Origin of the sequence: Burkholderia gladioli (assembly GCF_000959725.1) — a bacterium.
GTDB lineage: Bacteria > Pseudomonadota > Gammaproteobacteria > Burkholderiales > Burkholderiaceae > Burkholderia > Burkholderia gladioli.
In genome coordinates this window covers 69,217-86,965 of the sequence record NZ_CP009323.1, presented here as the reverse complement: position 1 = coordinate 86,965, position 17,749 = coordinate 69,217, and the positions used below count along the sequence as shown (strand labels likewise).

Here is a 17,749-nt window from a genome sequence, read left to right as displayed (position 1 = left end):
GCAGTACAGGCAAAGCGCCAGGTATGGCGTTGTCTGCGGCTGGCTTTGAGACTCAGGAAATCTTAGTTTATTCCTGAGCGAGTTTCTCTGCGCTGGCGAGGAGAACTCGCTTCTTTTCCTTGCTCAGCCTGCCGGCGATTGCCAGCAGGTTCGCGAGCAGGTCGTCGTCCTCGTAGAGGAAGCCCGTGGGGACAAGGAGTGCTCGCGCCAGACGCTGGCTGGTCTGTATCGCCGGGGTGTGTTTGCCCTTTTCGTACTGGTTGACGCGGGTACTGGCCGAGAATTCGTCAATACCCGCCTGGATGCCAAGTTGCTCCTGGGTGAAGCCCGAGCGCAGTCGCGCCTGTTTCAGGCGTCGGGGGAAGACGGCATCAGAAGTGGGTGTATCGCGCGGCATCCGGCGAGTTTCCCGGATTCGCTCAGGAATTTTACTAAGTAATTCTTAGTCGAAAGACTAAACATTACTTGGTTTTCTGGTCCTGGAGGATAGTGATAGTGTCAGCGTCTCGGCATTCGCAAGGAGAATCTTTTTCTTGGCACGCGTGAGCGGAGCCGCAGTTGCGAGAAGGGCTGCAAGCAGATCGTCCTCCTCGTAAAGGAACGACGTCGGGACGTGCAGTGTTCTCGCCAGGCGTTGCCCCATCACGAGGTGGGGCAGGTGCTTGCCTCTTTCGTACTGGTTGATGCGGGCACTGGCGGAGAATTCGTCGATTCCTGCATTAATGCCGAGCTGCTCCTGGGTCAGGCCCGAGCGTATCCGTGCCTCTTTCAGGCGTTTTGCAAAAACGGAGGATGTCGTGTGTTTATCCGGCATCCTCTGAGTCTCTGGGAATTGCTTGCCATTTTTACTAAGATTTTCTTAGTCTTCTTCCTAAGAAACTCTTTGCCTTGAGGGGCGGGGGAGCTGAAATGCGGTTCGTTTGCAGATTGCACGTAAGGGGGCGAGAGCTCCGCAGACATGAACACGGGGACTTGCTCATATGACGACGATTCTCAACATTCTGGGTTACGTGAGCATCCTGATGCTGGTGGCGCTTGGGCTCGCGATCGTCTTCGGCATGATGGACATTGTGAATCTGGCACATGCGGAGTGGGTCACGATCGGCGCATACGCGCTCGCAGTCGCGCAGGCGGCTGGCGGAAAGCAGGCCTTCTGGCTTGCCCTGCTGGTGGCACCGGCTGTCGGGGCGCTCCTCGGATGGTGCCTCGAACGTTTCATCATCCGGGTGCTCTACGACCGGCCGCTGGACACACTCCTCGCAACCTATGCGATCAGCCTGATCCTGCAGAAGGCACTGGAGCTCATCTTCGGTACCCAGCCAATGCTCGTGTATGCCCCACTCGACGGAGCGGTTCAGGTCCCCGGCGGTAGCTATCCGGCCTACCGGATCTTCGTGATTGCTGTTGCGCTGACGGTCACCGCAGGGTGCTGGCTGCTATTCGCCCGTACGCGCTTTGGTACGCAACTGCGTGCCGTGATCCAGCACCCGGCGATGGCCGAGGCCACCGGCATCGACACCCGGCGCCTGAATCGCATTGCCTTCTGCGGCGGTGCGGCGCTTGCCTCGCTCGCCGGCGTGCTCGTCGCGCCCATGGTTTCGGTGGAGTCGCATCTGGGCGTCTCGTATCTCGCCAAGGCGTTCCTCGTGATCGTACTGGGCGGCATCGGATCGATCGCGGGCAGCATCCTGGGCAGCGTAGTCATCGGCACGGCCGAAACGCTGCTGGGCTATCGCGTCGATCCCTCACTCGCTTCTGCACTGGTGCTGGTCCTCTCCATTGTGGTCATCCGGTTCAGGCCGCAAGGGCTGATTCCGGGATTCAGTGCGGCGCATCAGCTTCTCGGCAAAGGATAAAGCGTATGTCTGGAAAACATACAGGCCGCCTGCGGCTATGGTTCTCACAACCGGTTTTCAGCCCCCGGGATGTTCCGCCCCTGCTGATGTGGGGCGCAGCGGTGGCAACTGTTGTGATCGTGCCTTTTTTTGCCGGTCCCTGGCTGCTGTCGATGGTGCGCGATGCGCTGGTGATGGGAATTCTCGCATTGAGCTATGACCTGCTCTGGGGACGGGCCGGAGTACTCACGCTCGGGCATACGACGTTCCTGGGTCTCGGCGCTTACGGATTTGCCGTCACGACCGTCCAGTTCGGACAGGCTCCTCTGATGGGGCTCGCGGCCGGCATGTTCTGCGCTGTGGCTGTCGCCGCCGTGATTGGCTATTTCCTGCTCTTTGCCGGAGTAAGGCTTCACTTCTTTGCGATCATCAGCCTGGCCGTGCTGATCGTCGCACAGCAGCTCGCTGTCAGCTGGCAGTCGGTCACAGGAGGAGATACGGGCATCCTGGCCATCCCCGGACTGTCGTTCGGCGTGGGCAGCCACACGTTCGACCTGGGCGGCCCGAGCGCATCCTGGTACACGGTGGCCGTCTTTCTGCTTGCCGCGACAGGCCTGGTGTGGCTTGTGTGCCGCAGTCGCTACGGCAAGGTGCTCGATGCGATCGCCACCAACGAATGGCGGGCAAAGGCGTGCGGCTATCACACGTCGTTTCACCTGCTGCTCGTCTTCGTCGCGTCGGCAGTACTTGCGGCGATAGCGGGCGCGTTGATGGCGGCCTGCTCGGGTGTGGTGGCACCGGACGTGTTCTCGCCGCTGCTTGCCACCGAGGTCATTCTCTGGGTGGCGATCGGCGGCCGGGGAAGAACCGTTGGACCCGTTGTCGCCGCCGTCGTTCTGACACTCCTCAGGCAGACCGTCTCCAGCTACAGCACGGACGGCTGGCCCCTGATCCTGGGTGGCCTGTTTCTCGGCTGTGTGCTCTTCATGCCGAACGGACTGCGACTCCATGGATTGGTGGAGGCCGCGCGCCGCGTTGCCCGAACGCCATGGAGCAGACCACTGGTTCATCGTGCGGACCATGCACAGGAGGAACGGTAATGGACACCCAGTTTCTTCAGGGCACAGGCCTCTCTCGCGCATTCGGTGGAGTAAACGCCGTGGCCGGTGTGGACATCACGATTGCGCCACATGACCTGCTGTGCGTGATCGGCCCGAACGGCGCGGGCAAGAGCACGCTTGTTGGCCTGCTCTCAGGCGCGATTGCCCCCGGTTCCGGCGAACTGTATCTCGATGGCGAACGGATGAGGGGCCGCCCGATGCACGCCTTTTGCCGGCGCGGCGTGGTGCGCAAGTTTCAGGGGACCAACACCTTCCTCACGATGACGGTGCGCGACAACCTCGCGGTGGCCGGTCTGGGCGTTGCGGCTCACCGGGCTTCGCCGATGCCCGATCCTGACGCGGTGTTGGAGGAGATTGGGCTCACCGGGCAGGCGGGCGAGCTCGCCTCGCATCTGCCGCACGGCGAGCGGCAGTGGCTCGAAATCGGCATGGCGATCATGTGCCAGCCCGCATTGCTGCTCCTCGACGAACCCGCAGCCGGTCTGTCCGCGAAGGACTCGCAGCGGCTGGTGCGCCTCATCCACCGGCTACGGGAGCGGTGCGCGGTGCTCGCCATCGAACACGACCTGGGCTTCGTGCAATCTCTCGCGTGTGAGACATGGGTCATGCATCGGGGAGAGGTGGTTCGAAGGGGATCGTATGCGGAGATCGCGAACGACGAGGAGATCCGCCGCATCTATCTGGGGCGGGGGGCGACACATGCTGCGCATTGAAAACCTGTGCGCCGGATACGGCGACGTGGATGTGGTTCACAACCTCACGCTGGACGTACTGCCGAACGAGGTGGTCGGTGTGCTTGGGTGCAACGGTGCCGGCAAGACTACCCTGGTGAAGGCGCTCATGGGGTTGCTGCCGCGTGTGAGTGGGCAGGTGTCCTTCCTCGGGCAGCCGGTCAGGGGCCTGCGCACGCACGAGATTGCACGCCGGGGCATCGGACTTGTGCCGCAGGGACGCTGGATCTTTCCGAAACTGACCGTGCGGGAGAACCTGCTGATCGGCACGCAGGCCGCCGGTGGGGCGGACATCATCGACGAGGTATTCGATTACTTCCCGGTGCTCGGGTCGCGTCTGTCGCAGCAGGGCGGCACGCTCTCGGGTGGTGAGCAGCAGGTCCTCGCCATCGCACGCACCCTGTGCGGCCGTCCAAAACTGCTCCTGCTGGATGAGCCGTCCGATGGCGTGCAGCCTAACCTGGTCGAGCGTATCGGCGAAGTGATTCCGGAACTGTGCCGCCGCTCGAAGCTGGCGGTGCTCCTTGTCGAACAGAATCTCGATCTCGTCCTTCAGAGCGCGCAGCGTTGCATCGTGCTCAGCAATGGTCGCCTCGTGCATGCCGGCGCCGTCGAACCGCAACCGGGCGACCGAGGCGAACACCCGCTCGCGCGCTATCTCTCTCCGGCTGCGGAGCCTGCGCCGGACTTGCCTCATGAAAGCATCCAGTGAAACCCAGCGATATCAAGTGAGAAAACGCATGAACCGTCGTGACTTTTCCCGAAGCGTGCTGCTTGGTGCGGCCGCGTCCCTTGCAGCGTCGGCTGTCTCTCCGTTCGCACGTGGAGCGGAGCCATTGAAGATCGGGCTGCTCGCACCGCTCAGCGGTCCGCTGACGCGTGTGGGCCAGACCAACCGCAACTGTGCCGCGCTGGCAGTGGGCGAGATTAATGCGGCGGGCGGGCTGCTTGGCCGGCCGCTGCAGCTGAGTGTTGAGGACACGCAGATGTCCACGGCCGTGACACTGGAGAAGGCACGGCAACTTTTCATGCGTGACGATGTCGCGATGATCACGGGTATGGTGCTGCCGTCCGAGCGCGAAGCGGCGCTGCAGGCGTCAAGGGCGGCGCGAAAGCTCATCGTCTATCCGAACTTCGACGAAGGACGATGCGACCCGCAACTGCTCACGACCGGGCTGGCTGCGAGCCAGCGGATCGAGCCGCTCATTGCTTGGCTCATGCGTGACGGTGGACGGTCCGTCTGTGCAGTCGTCTCGGACATCGGCAGCAACCGGAAGGTGCTGATCCCGCAGCTGCAGGCGGCGGTGGCCCGCCATGGCGGGAAGTTCCTCGACGTCTACTGGCTGCCCTTCGGCACGCGCGACTACGGTGCGGTCCTGCAACGGGTCGCCAGTTCGAATCCGCAGATCGTGTGGCACAGCATCGGGGACGACCCGGTGACGTTCGTGAAGCAGTACCGGTCGTTCGCGATGAAACCGCAACTGGTGACGGACATTGCGCACGAGTCCCTCTCGATCGCAACCACGGGGGCATCGACCGGCACGATCGGCGTGTCGTCATACTTCATGAGCCTCGGTAACCCGGAAAACCAGGCGTTTCTCACGCGCTATACGGAGCATTACGCCGATGCCCGCGATCCCCGCCTTGGCCGCTATGCCGTGGTGTTGCCGCATGGCGAGAACACGTATGCCGGCATTCGTCTTTTCGCCGAGGCCGTCGGGTCGGCGGGTAGTGTCGACGCCGGCCGCGTCAGGGCTGCGTTGGCCGCCGTCTCCGTTGCCCTGCCGCGTGGCAAAACGGGGGTGAGTCACGACGGCGGTCATGTGCTCTGCCAGACACGGATCGGTCAGGCGCTCGCCGACAACAGCTTTTCGATCCTGGCATCCACCGGCCCGGTAACGCCGGTTTGTGAAGGATAGGCGTGGCCTCATCACCCTGCGAAAGGGTGCGTGCTAATAGATAAGGACTACATAATGAGTGAAATTGTCATGCTGGGTGCGAATCAGATGGTGGTCGGGTTCAGGCAGCGCACGCTCTCTCCCGTCGAGGTCATGTGCGCGGTACTGGACCGCATCACGAAGCTCGATCCGGTTGTCAACGCGTTCTGCGCCCTGGACGAGGAAGGGGCGATGTCGGCCGCCGGGGAGGCCGAGCGGCGGTGGATGCGCGGCGAGCCGTGCGGTCCGCTTGATGGCGTACCGGTATCGGTCAAGGATCTCGTCGCCGTAGCAGGTCTTCCAACACGGCATGGGTCATGGACCACTTCCCCAGACCGCGAAGACGCCGATGCGCCGGCCGTGGCGCGCCTGCGGCGCGCGGGCGCCATACCGTTCGGCAAAACAACGACTTCCGAGTTCGGCAACAAGATCGTCACCGACTGTCTGTTGACAGGTGCGACGCGCAATCCGTGGGATACGCGGCTTTCGCCGGGAGGCAGCAGCGGGGGATCGGCGGTCGCGGTTGCGCTGGGCATGGGCCCGCTGTCGCTAGCGACCGACGGCGGCGGGTCGATCCGGATTCCCGCCTGCTGGAGCGGCGTGGTCGGGTTCAAGCCCACGTTCGGGCTCGTACCGGCCGGTTCAGCAACGTCATGGACGGCTCTGTCAACGCAGGGGCCGATGGCACGGAACGTACACGACGCAGCGCTGATGCTTGATGCAATGACTCACGAGAGCATCGCAGGACGCTCGGCAACGGTGGCCTCGTCCGGATACTCCAGTGCGCTTGACGACGGCATCGCGGGTCTGCGCATAGCGTATTGCGCGTCCCCGGCGGGTATATCCGTGACCTCGCGCATTGCAGAACGTGTCGGGAGGGAAGTCAGCACATTCGCGGCACTCGGCACGCGGGTGGCCGAGACTGAAGTCGCACCGCTTGCAGAATTCTACGGGGACGGACGCATGCATTCGATCCAATGGTCTGTGTTCTTCGCGCAGCGCGTCCGGCACATGGAAGAGGCGGACAGGACAGTGCTCGATCCCGACCTGAAGGCACTGGCGAATGCTGGCGCACAGGTGGACACCGCGACCTTCGCCGACGCGCTGTTTGCCCGTCATGCGTTCAGGGCATCAATGGAGACATTCTTCGAGCATCACGACCTGCTGCTCACGCCGACGTTTCATTGCGGCCCACCACCGGTTCCCGGGCTGCCGGCCCATCTGCGTCACGCGCCCGTCCTGACGGCGTGGTGCAACCAGGCCGGACTGCCCGCGATATCGGTGCCTTGCGGATTCGCCGATGATCTGCCTGTCGGTTTGCAGATCATCGGCCCCCGAGGCAGCGATGCGCTGATACTGCGCGCAGCGCGCGCTTACGAGCTGGCGAGGGGAGATTTTCCGGCACCGGCAGGGGAACTGCAGCTTCCGGGTGACATGGAGATCGCGCCATGAACGTCCAGATTACGCGGATCGTGATCCATCTTGTTGAGCGGTGCGCGGAATTCGGTGCAGCCGTGACACCTCCGCATCGTCAGGTCGTTGCCGCTGCCGTGCTGAAGCCGGCGGACCTGGATGTCGATGGTGAGCTCGAGGCGCTGTATGCGGCGGGCGCGGAGCTCGGCCGGATGCTCACCGGACGGGCGCTGCTCGCGCTCGGTTGCGCGGGGGAAGACATCCAGGGTTACGGGAAAGCGGCGCTCGCGGGTACAGGCGTGCCGCTTGAGTGGGGCGCAGCGCTTCTGCATCCGCGACTCGGCAAGGCGGTGCGCGACTGCCTGCCTGGCGCGTCCTCGATCATGCCGTCCGTAACGAAGCGCGGGCCGCCTGGTGCGTGCATCGACGTTCCGCTGCACAGCGTTACGGACATGTGGAGCTTCGACCACTTCGACACGATATCGCTCTGCGTACCTGATTCGCCGGCCCCGCACGAACTGCTGGTCGCCGTTGCGCTGGCCGACCGAGGAAGGCCGCTCGCGCGCGTCAGGCCGGGGTGACGCGCGACGAGACATCGCGCCGTCAGCAAGGCGAGCGTCAGAAGAACACTCACAAACGATAAAAGGGGAAATCATGCGCAGGCATGTGCGGGGAATATGCAGCAAAGGTCTTGCAGCGCTGTCGTTGTGCCTGGCAGTGGGCATGGTGCATGCCCAGTCGTCAGTGTCTCTTTACGGTCTGGCCGATGCATTTGCCGGGGTGGTGCGTACGCCCGGCTCGGCGGGCAACGCGTGGGAGGTGGGCTCGGGAGGGCTATCGACGTCGTATTGGGGCATATCGGGCGCCGAGGATCTGGGCGGTGGCATGAAGGCTATCTTCACGCTCGAGAGTTTTTACCGGATCAACGGTGGCCAGTCAGGCGCGTTCTACGGGCAGTCCTTCTTCGGGCGAAGGGCGTTCGTCGGTTTGAGCGGGCAATTCGGTCAGCTGACCCTCGGGCGTAATGATTCCCTGCTGTTCGTGTCCACGCTGCTGTTCAACCCGTTCGGCAACTCGTTTGTCTTCTCGCCCATGGTGGTCCACACATTTCTGGGTTCCGCGATGGGTGCTGCGTCGGTGCAAAGCGATACGGCGATCGATGATTCGATCGTCTACCAGTCGCCGGAGGTTGGCGGTCTGACGGGAAGTCTGCTGTACAGCAATGCGGGCGTCGCGGGGCATGCAGGGCAGGCGAACTACAGCGCGAACGTGCTTTACTTCGCGGGGCCGTTTTCCGCAACCGCAGCAGTCCAGAGCCTCCACACGGCGTCGCTTTTTCTGAATGGCGCCACGGAACAGACGGCGTGGCTCGTCGGAGCCGCGTATCGTCTGCAGGCGGTAAAGCTCTATTTCGAGTACGAGCGTGTGACCAACAACAATGAGCTTACCGACGATACCGTTCAGGTAGGCGCCAGCGCGCAGGTCGGAACGGGCAGCGTGCTGGTGTCCTGGGCGGGGACGCTCCGGCGGCCTGTAGAGGGCGCGGACGTCCGCTGGTCGACTGTGGTGCTCGGATACGACTACCCGCTCTCGAAACGCACGGACGTCTATGCAGCGTGGCGGTACGACACCATGACCAGCGTGTCGTCAGGCAACAGCCTGGGTGCGGGTATCAGGATGAGGTTCTAGCCGGCCTGATCTGGCAGGTTTGCATGGTCGGAAGAGCCAGATTGCCGCAGGGTCGTATGCCGGTGGCGACATTCGATGGGTCGGCACATCGGGGTCCTCCAGTACGCGGCAGACGATGTCGCGGTTTCAGGCACCGCGTCGCCTTCGTGGCACGAGGGCGGTGGAGGGTGACGAAAAGCCGATGAAACGCATGCCGTGCAGCGAACGCGCCGGGAACCAGGGCACGCCCGGCCACGAGACGTCGCCGGCGAATTTTGTCCAGGGTACGTACGCCTGGATCGCCCCGGATGAACCCGCTTCAACGGCTCCGTGGGTCTGCGACGCGGGCCCGCCTGTAGCGGTATTCATGGGTTCCACGCCGCTCACTCGCCTGCCGGGGTAAGAATGCGTCAGGTGTCGTTGCCCTCGTTGTTGCTTCCTGGAACACACCCGATCAGGCCAAACATGGCCTGGAATTCGTACCCGCAGGCTTCGCACACATACTCCTGATAGATCGTGTACGCGCCTACAGCACACGCGCCCATCGTCACGCTCAACGAGTTGCAGGATGGGCAGCGCACGACGCCATCCTCAACGGTACGCGTTCGCCAGTCATCGGAAGACAGCACGACCGTCTCTCCTGGTTGACGCGACGGGTACCACCTTTGCGGGACCACCACCGTACGTCAGGTGTTGACCATTCTACGCTTCCCGTTCGTGAGATTGACCGCAGTAATCACCGCCGTCGACCGGTGATACGTGTTGCCTCTCTGTATGTCGTTCGCACCGTCCGACGGGAGCTTCCCGTCGACAAGACGGGTTGGACGTGGGACCCCACCGCTGCTTGAATGCCCCCATGTACCGGCAACGCCAGGCCGGAATTTTTTGGGGAAGGCATGTCAACTACGAACAGCGAAGCGCACTGGATCCTGCGCCGCCGCCAGGTCGAAGAGAGAACGGGGCTGTCGCGCTCAACGATTTACCGTCGCATGGAGGCGGGAACATTTCCCCCGGCGATACGGCTGGGCGGCCGCCTGGTGGGATGGCGCGCGGCCGACATTGAACAGTTTCTGGAGAATCCCGCGCGTTATCGTGCGCCTGCGCCAGCGCGTGATGATGTGGGAGGCGCGCCATGAGCCGCGATCCCGCTTCGGCACCACTGCATCGGCGGCTGGAAAATTGGGGCAATGCATCTCGCGGCGCTTACGATCCGGTCGATGCGGCGCGGATCACGAAAGCATGGCAGAGCCTGCATCCACGGCATCGCGACATACTGCGCATGGTATATCTCTGGCATGCCAGCCATGAGGTTATCTGCAGGCGGCTGCGCATACCCCGTCGGCCTGCGCAACGCTTCGAGCTGGAACTTGCGGCCGCACGTACGGCCCTCGCACGCGTCCTGGAGAGCGGGAACCAGGATCGCGACGGCTCGCACCCATCTGACGACAGCCAATGATGGTGTGCTGTCGCCCCTGGTTCGATTTGACCCGGCCCGCAGCCTGCACGGTCTGACGCAGCCGATGCTGTCGTCGGCGAATCTCGGGTCGAAGGTCCCGCACCAGAAATTTTTTTGGGAACCAGTGGGAACACCCGGGAACACGTGGGTAAATGGAAGGACGGCGTAGTGCCTGAGGCCACTTGCAAAGGGCGGCGCACTCGCCTAGATTGAAGCCAACAATCTGATCCGGTCAACGTGCCACGCACGACCGAGTACGCGTTAGCGGCCCCGCAGTTCGATGTCTGTGCGATGACGTGGTGTGCCGTGACGCATTCGCAAAAAGCCTGCATCTGCAGGCTTTTCTGCTTTTCTGGCGCTGATGCAATGATCCCCCGTTGAGCCCGCGGTCAGCCTCTCCGTTGCCGCGGGTTCCTTTTTCTTCGCAGGTTCATCGACAGCGGGCGCGGCTGAGGACGATGAACCATGAAATCGCTTCTGATCATTTCGGCAAAGAGTAACTCGGGCAGGACGATGCTGACCTGCCTGCTTGCCCGTCACCTGCGTCGCGTCAATCACTGGCGCGTGCTGGTACTGGACCTTGCCGAGCCGCCGCGCTGCGCACGGATGCTCGCCGGCGGGCAGCATGATGCGATCGGGTCCGGCAACCCGGTGCCGGACCCGACCGGGCGCGCCCGACCCGCACCCGGCGGCTGCGTTCGCGTGCTCAGCGGCGACGCCGTCGACGGTCTGCGCTCGCGTCACGATCCCGCCCGCACCCGCTACTACGCGAATCTTCGTCATCTGCTATGCGTGGTGGCGCCGCGGTTCGACGTGTGCCTGATCGATACGCCCGTCCTGCCCGACCTGCGCGCTGTCTGTGCAGAGGCGCTGGTGGACGCGGTACTGAGCGTCATAGCGATGTCGCCGGACTGCGTCGACTGTGCCTCGGAAATCATCAATGGCACATACGGGATCCGCAACGTCCGGGCGCGACTGAATCCGGCACTGCACTTTGTCGGGCTTCTGCCCGTCGTCGCAATCCCTGGGAAGAAGCGTGGGTGAAGGTGATGGAAACGACGCTGCGTGAATGGCTGATCGCGGACCAGGCGTTTCCCCATGGATACGCCTGGCTGCCTCGCCCGGCAGCTGTCGGGCGCGCTGTGGGTTGCTCAGTGCCGCGCGGCCAGCCAGCCGCGCAGGATGTCCGGGTCGCCGAATCCTCGCGGACAGTGGTCGCCTGTCTGGAGGTCCTCACTCGCCGGCTCGATGCAATCGGGAACGGTGCAACGCCCGCCCTTAGTCGTGCAGAGGTGTGCGATGCATGACGCAGCCATCCCATTCGACATTGCCATGGCCGGCCGCGGGCTGCTGCGGGTGTTGCGCCGCTGGTTGATTGCCCTCGCCGCATTTGTCGGGGCATCAGTCCCGGCGCCTGGCACTGCCCATGCCGACGACTGGGGTTGCCAGGTGATCCTGTGCCTGTCCAATCCCGGTGGCCCTGAGCAGTATGGCGAGTGTGTCCCGCCGATCCGGAGGCTGTGGGCAGCGTTGCGCCACGGCGATCCTTTTCCGACGTGCGACTTCGGCGCAGGTGGCTCGCAGGGGACGTCGGCGGTGAACGTCTTTGCGGGTACCGGGTACTGCCGTGAGGATCTGCTGTACTGGGGTGACCCTGGGCAGAGTGAGCTGCTATGCAATGCGCGCGGCGCAATCAATGTCGAAATCGACGGCGCGCTGGACACGCGCGTGTGGTGGGACGCGGGAGGAGCAGACCGCATGATCACGGAGTTCTACGGAGCCGGCAGTACCGCTATCCCGTACGAGCCGACCCAGTCCGCGCGTCTCTTTCTGGAGCGGGAATACGAAAGCTCTGGCGGACAGGGAGGTGGCGAATGATACCGCTCGCCGCATTCCTCGCCCTGACGCAGCAGTGCGCACCGGCCGTGGCGCCCGCCACGATGGCAGCCATCGTGCGGGTCGAGTCGGGCTTCAACCTGTACGCGATCGGGGTGGTACACGGGCGCCTCGAGCGCCAGCCGGCAAACCTTAACGAGGCCGTTGCGACGGCACGCGCGCTGGAGGCCGCCGGGTGGGATTACAGCGCAGGTCTTGCGCAGGTAAATCGGGCGAACTGGATCAGGTTCGGCCTGACGACTGAGACCGTGTTCGATCCGTGCCGCAATCTCGCCGCCGGCGCGGCCATCCTCCAGGGCTGCTTCGAGCGCGCGCGGCACGAGCATGCAGAAGCGCAGGACGCATTGCGTGCGGGGCTGTCATGCTACGCGAGCGGCGACTTTTCCACGGGATTTCGCACGGGCTATGTGCAGAGGGTCGTCGCCGATGCCGCGCTCCCTGATCCGGTGGTTCCGGCGACTGCCGCCGATGTCCCGCCCATTCGCGTCATCCCGTCCAGTCCGCAGGGCGCGCGTTCCGGTCCGTCACGCATCCCGGATCGAACGCCTTCGACCACGGACCCCAGGCGAAATCGCCAGACCGGTCTACCCGGCGACATGACGCAGGAAAGCGCGGTCGTCTTCTGACGAAGCAAGGCCAATGTGTGTAACAGGAGCAATCCATGAAATCAGGACTGCAAATCAAGTGGAGATCGATTCCGCGGGAAACCTGGATTCGTGAGTCGGCGCGAGCCGTCCGGCGCGGGCTCGCGATTGCGTCCCTGCTGGCACTGACGGTGACCCCGGCATATGCGCAGCTCTCGCAGGTCAACACCCTGCTCACGACGATCCAGACCACGTTACTCAGCGTGGGTGCGGTGGTGTGCTCGATCTCGATCATCTGGGCGGGCTTCAAGATGATGTTCCAGCACGCGCGCTTTGGCGACATTGCCAACGTATTCATCGGCGGGCTGTTCGTTGGCTGCGCCACGGTGATCGCAGCGATGCTGATCCCGACGAGCTGATCCGGAGGCAAACATGGACCAGCTCAGGGATCCCGTCTTCAAGGGCTGCACACGACCCGCGATGCTGTGGGGCGTGCCGCTCGTGCCGTTGCTGATGGTGGGTGGCTGCATCCTGATTCCCGCGATCTGGGCACTGCTTGCCAGTCCGCCGGCGGGCGTCGGTATCGTGCTGCTCCTCGTCCCCGTGTTCGTGACGATGCGTGCGGTCACGCGGCATGACGACCAGCGGCTTGCGCAGGTCGTGCTGTGCTTTCGCATGGCCTTTCGCCAGCGCAATCGCCGCTTCTGGGGGGCGCACGCCTACGTGCCGGTTCGCGTCAAGAGGAGGGGCTGACATGGCTGCGCAACCGCACCTCATCGACGTCGCCGGACGCGAGGTCGTGCTCGCGGACTTTGTGCCGTTCTCATCGCACGTGACCGACCACGTGATCCGCACGCGGGAAGGCGATTATCTGCGCGTGTGGAAGATCGCCGGTATTGCCTTCGAGGCGGCCGATCCAGGCGACATCCTGGTGCGTCACGAAGGGTTCAACCAGCTCGTGCGCAGCCTGCCGGGTGGCCATGTGGGACTCTGGTCGCATCGGCTCCGCCGGCGCGTGACTGATCACTTCGCCACGCCTTACGGCAACCCGTTCTGCCAGGAGCTTGCCACACGGTACTACGCGAGCTTTGCGGGCTACCGGATGATGGCCAACGAGCTGTACCTGACGGTCGTCTACCGGCCGCACCGCACGCGTCTGGGGCGGCTATTCAGTCAGGCAGCCCGTCGCACCGCCGGCGATATCAGGCGGGGCGAGTATGAGGCGCTGAAGGTGATGGCGGAACTCGCCGCGCAGGTCGAATCGGGCCTGAAACCGTGGGGTCCGGTCGCCCTTGGCGTCTACAGGAACCAGGTTCGCGACGCGAAGCAGATCCACCACACGCAGCGGTCCGTGCGTTTCTCGGCGGCACTGGAGTTTCTGGGTTACCTCGTCAACGCCGCCTGGGAGCCCGTGCCGGTGCCGTCTGGCCGCATTGCCGAAGCCCTGCCGACCTCGCGACTTTTTTTCCGCACCGAGAAGGTCGAGATCCGCATGCCGGGCGCAACGCGCTACGCGGCGCTGCTCGACCTGAAGGACTACCCCGAAGAAACGGAGCCCGGGATGCTCGACGGTCTGCTTTACGGCGACTTTGAGTACATCGAGACGCAGAGCTTCACGATCCTCGATCGTCCCACGGCAAAGGAAGCGCTTGAGCGCCAGCGCAACCAGCTGATTGCCGGCGAGGACGTCGCGGTATCGCAGGTCGAGGCGATGGACCAGGCGCTGAACGACCTGATCAATGGCGATTTCGTCCTGGGCGAATACCACTATTCGCTTGCCGTGCTCGGGGACCGCCCGGACGAGGTAGCGCGGCACGTGGCGAAGGCGCGCACGCAGCTCGCGGACGTGGGCTTCCAGAGTGCGCTCGTCGACCTGGTGGCGGACGCCGCGTGGTTCGCGCAGTTGCCTGGCAACTGGCGCTACCGGCCACGGGAGGCGAAGCTTACCTCGCGCAATTTCTGTGGGCTCGCGAGCCTGCACAACTTCGCGACGGGCAAGCGCGACGGCAACCCGTGGGGCGAGGCAATCACCATTGTCAAGACGCCCAGCGGCCAGCCGCTCTATCTGAACTTCCACGCGACTCCGGAAAAAAAGGAATCGGCCGACGAGAAGGCACTCGCCAACACCCAGATCATTGGGCAGGCGGGTGCGGGCAAGACGGTACTTGAGCTGTTCCTGCTTGCCATGGCGATGAAGTATGGCGTCACGGGCGTTGTCTACGACAAGGACCGCGGTACCGAGATCGCGATCCGCGCGGTGGGCGGCCGCTATACCGTCTTTCACCGGGGTGTCCCGACGGGACTCAATCCGTTCCAGCTCGAGCCGGATGAGGCGGTACTGGATTTCTGGGAGCGTCTCGTGCGCCGGCTCGTCGACACAGGTGCGCCGCTTTCGGCGAGAGACGAGCTCGACGTTTCGCGTGCCGTGCGGGAAGTGGCCCGCATGGCGCGGCCGCTTCGGCGCCTGTCCATGGTGCGGCAGCTGATGCCCAACGTGGGCGAGAACAGCCTGCATGCGCGACTGACCAGGTGGTGTGCGGGCGGCCGGCTTGGCTGGGTACTGGACAACCCGTCGGACCTGCTGGATTTCAGCGAGAACCACCTGTTCGGCTTCGACGACACAGAACTGCTTGACGATCCGGAGGTGTCGACGCCGGTGACGATGTACCTGCTGCACCTGACCGGAAGCCTGATCGACGGGCGGCGCTTCATCTATGTGATGACCGAGTTCTGGAAGCGCCTCGGGGACCCGGTATTTACAGATTTCGCGAACAACAAGCAGAAGACGATCCGAAAGCAGAACGGTCTGGGCATCTTCGACACGCAGTCGCCGGCGGACGTCCTGCGCAGTCCTATCGCGCGGGCGCTCATCGAGCAGACCGCGACGTTCTTCTTCCTGCCCAATCCGCGGGCGGACTACGACGACTACGTGCATGGCTTCAAGCTCACGCAGGCCGAATTCAATATCGTTCGCACCCTTGGGGAGAACAGTCGCCTGTTCCTTGTCAAGCAGGGACACCACTCGGCGATCGGCAGGCTGGATCTCGGCGGACTCGGCGACGTGCTCGACGTGCTGTCGGGAACAACGGACAACGTCGAACTGCTCGACGGTATCCGTGCCGAGATCGGCGACGAACCCGCTGCATGGCTTCCCGTGTTTCATGAACGGCTGGCGCGGCGGCGTGCGGGCGGGGCCGCCCTGAACACGCTAACCCCGCGTGTGTCAGGAAGAGGTGCACGATGAGCGGCCTTTTCACAGCGGTTGGCGGCACGCTCGAAAACGGCATGTCGACGTACGTCACGGGCGTGTCCTCGGCGCTCTCCAGTGCGCTGGTGCCGGTCGTCACGACGGCGCTTACGATCTGGATCATCGTGTACGGGTTCGCCGTGGTGCGTGGCGAGGCCCATGAGTCGGTACCGGCATTTGCGTGGCGTGGGATGAAGGTGGCCATCATGCTTGCGTTTGCGCTCGGTGCGGGCATCTACCAGTCGCAGGTCGTCACCGCGGTGGAGGGCGCTACCGCAGGCCTGGCCCAGACGATCCAGACTGCGGCCGCGAATGCCGGAGCCGGCAACGCCGGCTGCGGAACGGTGAGTGGCGCCAGCGTGACGGGGACGAGCGCGTCCTCCATTTACCGGACTCTCGACTGCTATGACCGGCAGATCGACATCGTGATGGATGCCTACTTCAACAAGGCGACGCATGAAGGCTTCAGCATGGCGGGCATCGTGGCCGGCATCGGCGATTTCCTTTGCGGGCTGGTAGCCGCGCTCGGTGCCTCGGTCTTCCTGATCGTCCTCGCATTCGAGGTGCTGATGGCGAGGATGCTGCTGGAGCTGGTGCTCGGCCTTGGGCCCCTGTTCATCGCATGTGGCGCATTCAGCCCGACAACCCGGTTCTTCGAGGCATGGACCGCGAAGATTGCGAACTACGCGCTGTTGCAGGTACTCATTGCGGCGTTTCTGGGCATGGCGCTGACCGCGTTCTCCGCAGATCTGGCGCCGTTCCAGGTGACGACCTCGGCACCCGATGCGAATGCCTCCTCGCTGACAGCCGCTGTTCACAGCGCACTCGACAGCGCAGCGTCCTGGGGAGCGGGACTGGGCATGTGCGTCACGGGCCTCCTGCTGGCCACGGTCGGATGGCAACTGCCTGGGGTCGCGTCCGGTCTGGCTGGTGGCGCCACCCTGTCGGGGTTTGGCGCGTTCGTTGCGGGATATACCGCACGCCAGGCGCTTCGCGGCGTCGGTGCCGTCTTGCGCTTCGGGCACGGTCCACGCCGGCCGGGCGGAAAGATTTCGGATGGCGGAGGGGGAAGCGGCTGGATGCCAGCCTACCAGCGTGCGGCCCGCGAGCACCTGGGCGATCAGGGAAACGATGGAGAGTCAGCATCATGACCACCTCACATGTACGGCGCGTTCTGATAGCAGGCGCAATCGCCGCGACCGGTTGCCTGTCTTCCGTCGTTCGTGCCCAGGGGATTCCGGTGTATGACGCACAGAACGTCGTGCAGGCGATCGCGACTGTCGGGCAACTGAAGGAGGAAGTGCAGCAGGAGCTCCAGCTGTATCAGTCGCTCAGTGGCACCCGTGGATTTGGGTCCCTGATGAGCAATCCGGTTCTGTCAAACTCGCTGCCGTCGAACTGGCAGTCCGTCTATACGGCGATCCAGAACGGGGGATATGCGGGTCTCACCGGCGGTGGGCAGACGCTGCGTTCGGCGAGCGGGATCTACAACTGCGAGGACCAGAGTGGCATCGACCAGCAGGTCTGCCAGCGCGCGCTCAACAAGCCGTTCCAGGACAAGGCATTCGGCACACAGGCGTACCAGACCGAACTCCAGGAACTCGACCAGATCCAGGGTTTGATGCAGCAGATCGATGTGACGCAGGACCAGAAGGGCATTTCGGAACTGCAGGCTCGCATCCAGATTGAGAGCACGGCCGTCGGCAACGAGATGACCAAGCTGCAGCTCTTCAGGATGCTCGCCGATTCCGAAGACCGGCTGATTGCCGGGCAGCAGCAGGAGCTCGTCCTCAAGCGCGCCGGCAATACCGCACGGTTGCAGGACCAGATGGTGCCCGCAAGCTTTGGGAACTGAGTTCGG

The 17,749-nt window shown here is 63.9% G+C and carries 21 protein-coding genes; 18 read left to right on the top strand and 3 right to left on the bottom strand.

Going from position 1 to position 17,749, the window contains the following annotated elements; all coding sequences use genetic code 11:
* Positions 1-67: 67 nt before the first annotated feature.
* Together BM43_RS17240 and BM43_RS39000 are read right to left on the bottom strand one after the other, a co-directional pair.
* Entirely contained in the window at positions 68-397 is a 330-nt protein-coding gene (locus BM43_RS17240; RefSeq protein ID WP_036050247.1) for a helix-turn-helix domain-containing protein, read from the bottom strand.
* 57 nt (positions 398-454) lie between these two features.
* Positions 455-814, bottom strand: coding sequence for a helix-turn-helix transcriptional regulator (locus tag BM43_RS39000; protein ID WP_080742066.1), 360 nt, complete (start codon positions 812-814; stop codon positions 455-457).
* A gap of 166 nt (positions 815-980) precedes the next feature.
* Here BM43_RS39000 and urtB point away from each other — a divergent pair, with 166 nt between their 5' ends.
* From urtB to BM43_RS17200, 8 genes are all read left to right on the top strand, one after another.
* Positions 981-1,856, top strand: coding sequence for an urea ABC transporter permease subunit UrtB (urtB, locus tag BM43_RS17235; protein WP_036050250.1), 876 nt, complete (start codon positions 981-983; stop codon positions 1,854-1,856).
* Between the two features lie 5 nt (positions 1,857-1,861).
* On the top strand, positions 1,862-2,935 hold the full coding sequence (locus BM43_RS17230) for a branched-chain amino acid ABC transporter permease (protein ID WP_036050251.1): 1,074 nt from the start codon (positions 1,862-1,864) through the stop codon (positions 2,933-2,935).
* Entirely contained in the window at positions 2,935-3,669 is a 735-nt protein-coding gene (locus BM43_RS17225) for an ABC transporter ATP-binding protein (protein WP_036050253.1), read from the top strand. Before BM43_RS17230 ends, BM43_RS17225 begins: the two co-directional genes overlap by 1 nt.
* Entirely contained in the window at positions 3,656-4,399 is a 744-nt protein-coding gene (locus tag BM43_RS17220; protein ID WP_036050254.1) for an ABC transporter ATP-binding protein, read from the top strand. The genes BM43_RS17225 and BM43_RS17220 overlap by 14 nt, the downstream gene beginning before the upstream one ends.
* Positions 4,400-4,427: 28 nt before the next feature.
* Complete coding sequence (locus tag BM43_RS17215) at positions 4,428-5,606, top strand: ABC transporter substrate-binding protein (RefSeq protein WP_036050256.1); 1,179 nt, start codon at positions 4,428-4,430, stop codon at positions 5,604-5,606.
* A gap of 54 nt (positions 5,607-5,660) precedes the next feature.
* The gene (locus tag BM43_RS17210) at positions 5,661-7,076 is read left to right on the top strand and encodes an amidase family protein (protein WP_036053143.1); all 1,416 of its coding nucleotides are present in this window, start codon (positions 5,661-5,663) and stop codon (positions 7,074-7,076) included.
* A complete protein-coding gene (locus BM43_RS17205; RefSeq protein WP_036050258.1) occupies positions 7,073-7,618 on the top strand; it encodes an amino acid synthesis family protein in 546 nt (181 codons plus the stop codon). Before BM43_RS17210 ends, BM43_RS17205 begins: the two co-directional genes overlap by 4 nt.
* 73 nt (positions 7,619-7,691) lie before the next feature.
* Positions 7,692-8,726 carry a porin gene (locus tag BM43_RS17200; protein ID WP_036050259.1) on the top strand — a complete coding sequence of 345 codons (1,035 nt, stop codon included), beginning with the start codon at positions 7,692-7,694 and terminating at the stop codon, positions 8,724-8,726.
* A 389-nt stretch (positions 8,727-9,115) separates the two neighbouring features.
* Here BM43_RS17200 and BM43_RS40540 read toward each other — a convergent pair whose 3' ends face one another.
* Positions 9,116-9,334: a hypothetical protein gene (locus BM43_RS40540; RefSeq protein ID WP_127841037.1), complete on the bottom strand. Its 219-nt coding sequence runs from the start codon at positions 9,332-9,334 to the stop codon at positions 9,116-9,118.
* Positions 9,335-9,553: 219 nt separating this feature from the next.
* On the opposite strand from BM43_RS40540, the gene BM43_RS38995 reads away from it, so the two are divergent.
* The 10 genes from BM43_RS38995 (at position 9,554) to BM43_RS17150 (ending at position 17,743) form a co-directional block, all read left to right on the top strand.
* Positions 9,554-9,841: a helix-turn-helix transcriptional regulator gene (locus BM43_RS38995; RefSeq protein WP_407852666.1), complete on the top strand. Its 288-nt coding sequence runs from the start codon at positions 9,554-9,556 to the stop codon at positions 9,839-9,841.
* On the top strand, positions 9,838-10,161 hold the full coding sequence (locus BM43_RS38990) for a hypothetical protein (RefSeq protein ID WP_036050264.1): 324 nt from the start codon (positions 9,838-9,840) through the stop codon (positions 10,159-10,161). The genes BM43_RS38995 and BM43_RS38990 overlap by 4 nt, the downstream gene beginning before the upstream one ends.
* Positions 10,162-10,626: 465 nt before the next feature.
* Complete coding sequence (locus tag BM43_RS17185) at positions 10,627-11,205, top strand: ParA family protein (protein ID WP_227742937.1); 579 nt, start codon at positions 10,627-10,629, stop codon at positions 11,203-11,205.
* Between the two features lie 255 nt (positions 11,206-11,460).
* Complete coding sequence (locus BM43_RS17180; RefSeq protein ID WP_042284840.1) at positions 11,461-12,039, top strand: hypothetical protein; 579 nt, start codon at positions 11,461-11,463, stop codon at positions 12,037-12,039.
* Positions 12,036-12,683 carry a transglycosylase SLT domain-containing protein gene (locus BM43_RS17175; protein ID WP_036050266.1) on the top strand — a complete coding sequence of 216 codons (648 nt, stop codon included), beginning with the start codon at positions 12,036-12,038 and terminating at the stop codon, positions 12,681-12,683. Before BM43_RS17180 ends, BM43_RS17175 begins: the two co-directional genes overlap by 4 nt.
* Before the next feature lie 35 nt (positions 12,684-12,718).
* Positions 12,719-13,060: a TrbC/VirB2 family protein gene (locus BM43_RS17170; protein ID WP_036050268.1), complete on the top strand. Its 342-nt coding sequence runs from the start codon at positions 12,719-12,721 to the stop codon at positions 13,058-13,060.
* Between the two features lie 13 nt (positions 13,061-13,073).
* Positions 13,074-13,394, top strand: coding sequence for a VirB3 family type IV secretion system protein (locus BM43_RS17165; protein ID WP_036050270.1), 321 nt, complete (start codon positions 13,074-13,076; stop codon positions 13,392-13,394).
* Position 13,395: 1 nt separating this feature from the next.
* Positions 13,396-15,885, top strand: a complete 2,490-nt coding sequence (locus tag BM43_RS17160) for a VirB4 family type IV secretion/conjugal transfer ATPase (RefSeq protein ID WP_036050272.1) — start codon at positions 13,396-13,398, stop codon at positions 15,883-15,885.
* The gene (locus tag BM43_RS17155) at positions 15,882-17,039 is read left to right on the top strand and encodes a TrbL/VirB6 family protein (protein ID WP_036050275.1); all 1,158 of its coding nucleotides are present in this window, start codon (positions 15,882-15,884) and stop codon (positions 17,037-17,039) included. Before BM43_RS17160 ends, BM43_RS17155 begins: the two co-directional genes overlap by 4 nt.
* Positions 17,036-17,743: a TrbJ/VirB5 family protein gene (locus BM43_RS17150; protein ID WP_036050278.1), complete on the top strand. Its 708-nt coding sequence runs from the start codon at positions 17,036-17,038 to the stop codon at positions 17,741-17,743. Before BM43_RS17155 ends, BM43_RS17150 begins: the two co-directional genes overlap by 4 nt.
* Positions 17,744-17,749: the final 6 nt, after the last annotated feature.

Coding starts and splice junctions, on each gene's coding strand:
- BM43_RS17240 (WP_036050247.1), bottom strand. CDS start 397: ATGCCGCGCGATACACCCACTTCTGATGCCGTCTTCCCCCGACGCCTG.
- BM43_RS39000 (WP_080742066.1), bottom strand. CDS start 814: ATGCCGGATAAACACACGACATCCTCCGTTTTTGCAAAACGCCTGAAA.
- urtB (WP_036050250.1), top strand. CDS start 981: ATGACGACGATTCTCAACATTCTGGGTTACGTGAGCATCCTGATGCTG.
- BM43_RS17230 (WP_036050251.1), top strand. CDS start 1,862: ATGTCTGGAAAACATACAGGCCGCCTGCGGCTATGGTTCTCACAACCG.
- BM43_RS17225 (WP_036050253.1), top strand. CDS start 2,935: ATGGACACCCAGTTTCTTCAGGGCACAGGCCTCTCTCGCGCATTCGGT.
- BM43_RS17220 (WP_036050254.1), top strand. CDS start 3,656: ATGCTGCGCATTGAAAACCTGTGCGCCGGATACGGCGACGTGGATGTG.
- BM43_RS17215 (WP_036050256.1), top strand. CDS start 4,428: ATGAACCGTCGTGACTTTTCCCGAAGCGTGCTGCTTGGTGCGGCCGCG.
- BM43_RS17210 (WP_036053143.1), top strand. CDS start 5,661: ATGAGTGAAATTGTCATGCTGGGTGCGAATCAGATGGTGGTCGGGTTC.
- BM43_RS17205 (WP_036050258.1), top strand. CDS start 7,073: ATGAACGTCCAGATTACGCGGATCGTGATCCATCTTGTTGAGCGGTGC.
- BM43_RS17200 (WP_036050259.1), top strand. CDS start 7,692: ATGCGCAGGCATGTGCGGGGAATATGCAGCAAAGGTCTTGCAGCGCTG.
- BM43_RS38995 (WP_407852666.1), top strand. CDS start 9,554: ATGCCCCCATGTACCGGCAACGCCAGGCCGGAATTTTTTGGGGAAGGC.
- BM43_RS38990 (WP_036050264.1), top strand. CDS start 9,838: ATGAGCCGCGATCCCGCTTCGGCACCACTGCATCGGCGGCTGGAAAAT.
- BM43_RS17185 (WP_227742937.1), top strand. CDS start 10,627: ATGAAATCGCTTCTGATCATTTCGGCAAAGAGTAACTCGGGCAGGACG.
- BM43_RS17180 (WP_042284840.1), top strand. CDS start 11,461: ATGCATGACGCAGCCATCCCATTCGACATTGCCATGGCCGGCCGCGGG.
- BM43_RS17175 (WP_036050266.1), top strand. CDS start 12,036: ATGATACCGCTCGCCGCATTCCTCGCCCTGACGCAGCAGTGCGCACCG.
- BM43_RS17170 (WP_036050268.1), top strand. CDS start 12,719: ATGAAATCAGGACTGCAAATCAAGTGGAGATCGATTCCGCGGGAAACC.
- BM43_RS17165 (WP_036050270.1), top strand. CDS start 13,074: ATGGACCAGCTCAGGGATCCCGTCTTCAAGGGCTGCACACGACCCGCG.
- BM43_RS17160 (WP_036050272.1), top strand. CDS start 13,396: ATGGCTGCGCAACCGCACCTCATCGACGTCGCCGGACGCGAGGTCGTG.
- BM43_RS17155 (WP_036050275.1), top strand. CDS start 15,882: ATGAGCGGCCTTTTCACAGCGGTTGGCGGCACGCTCGAAAACGGCATG.
- BM43_RS17150 (WP_036050278.1), top strand. CDS start 17,036: ATGACCACCTCACATGTACGGCGCGTTCTGATAGCAGGCGCAATCGCC.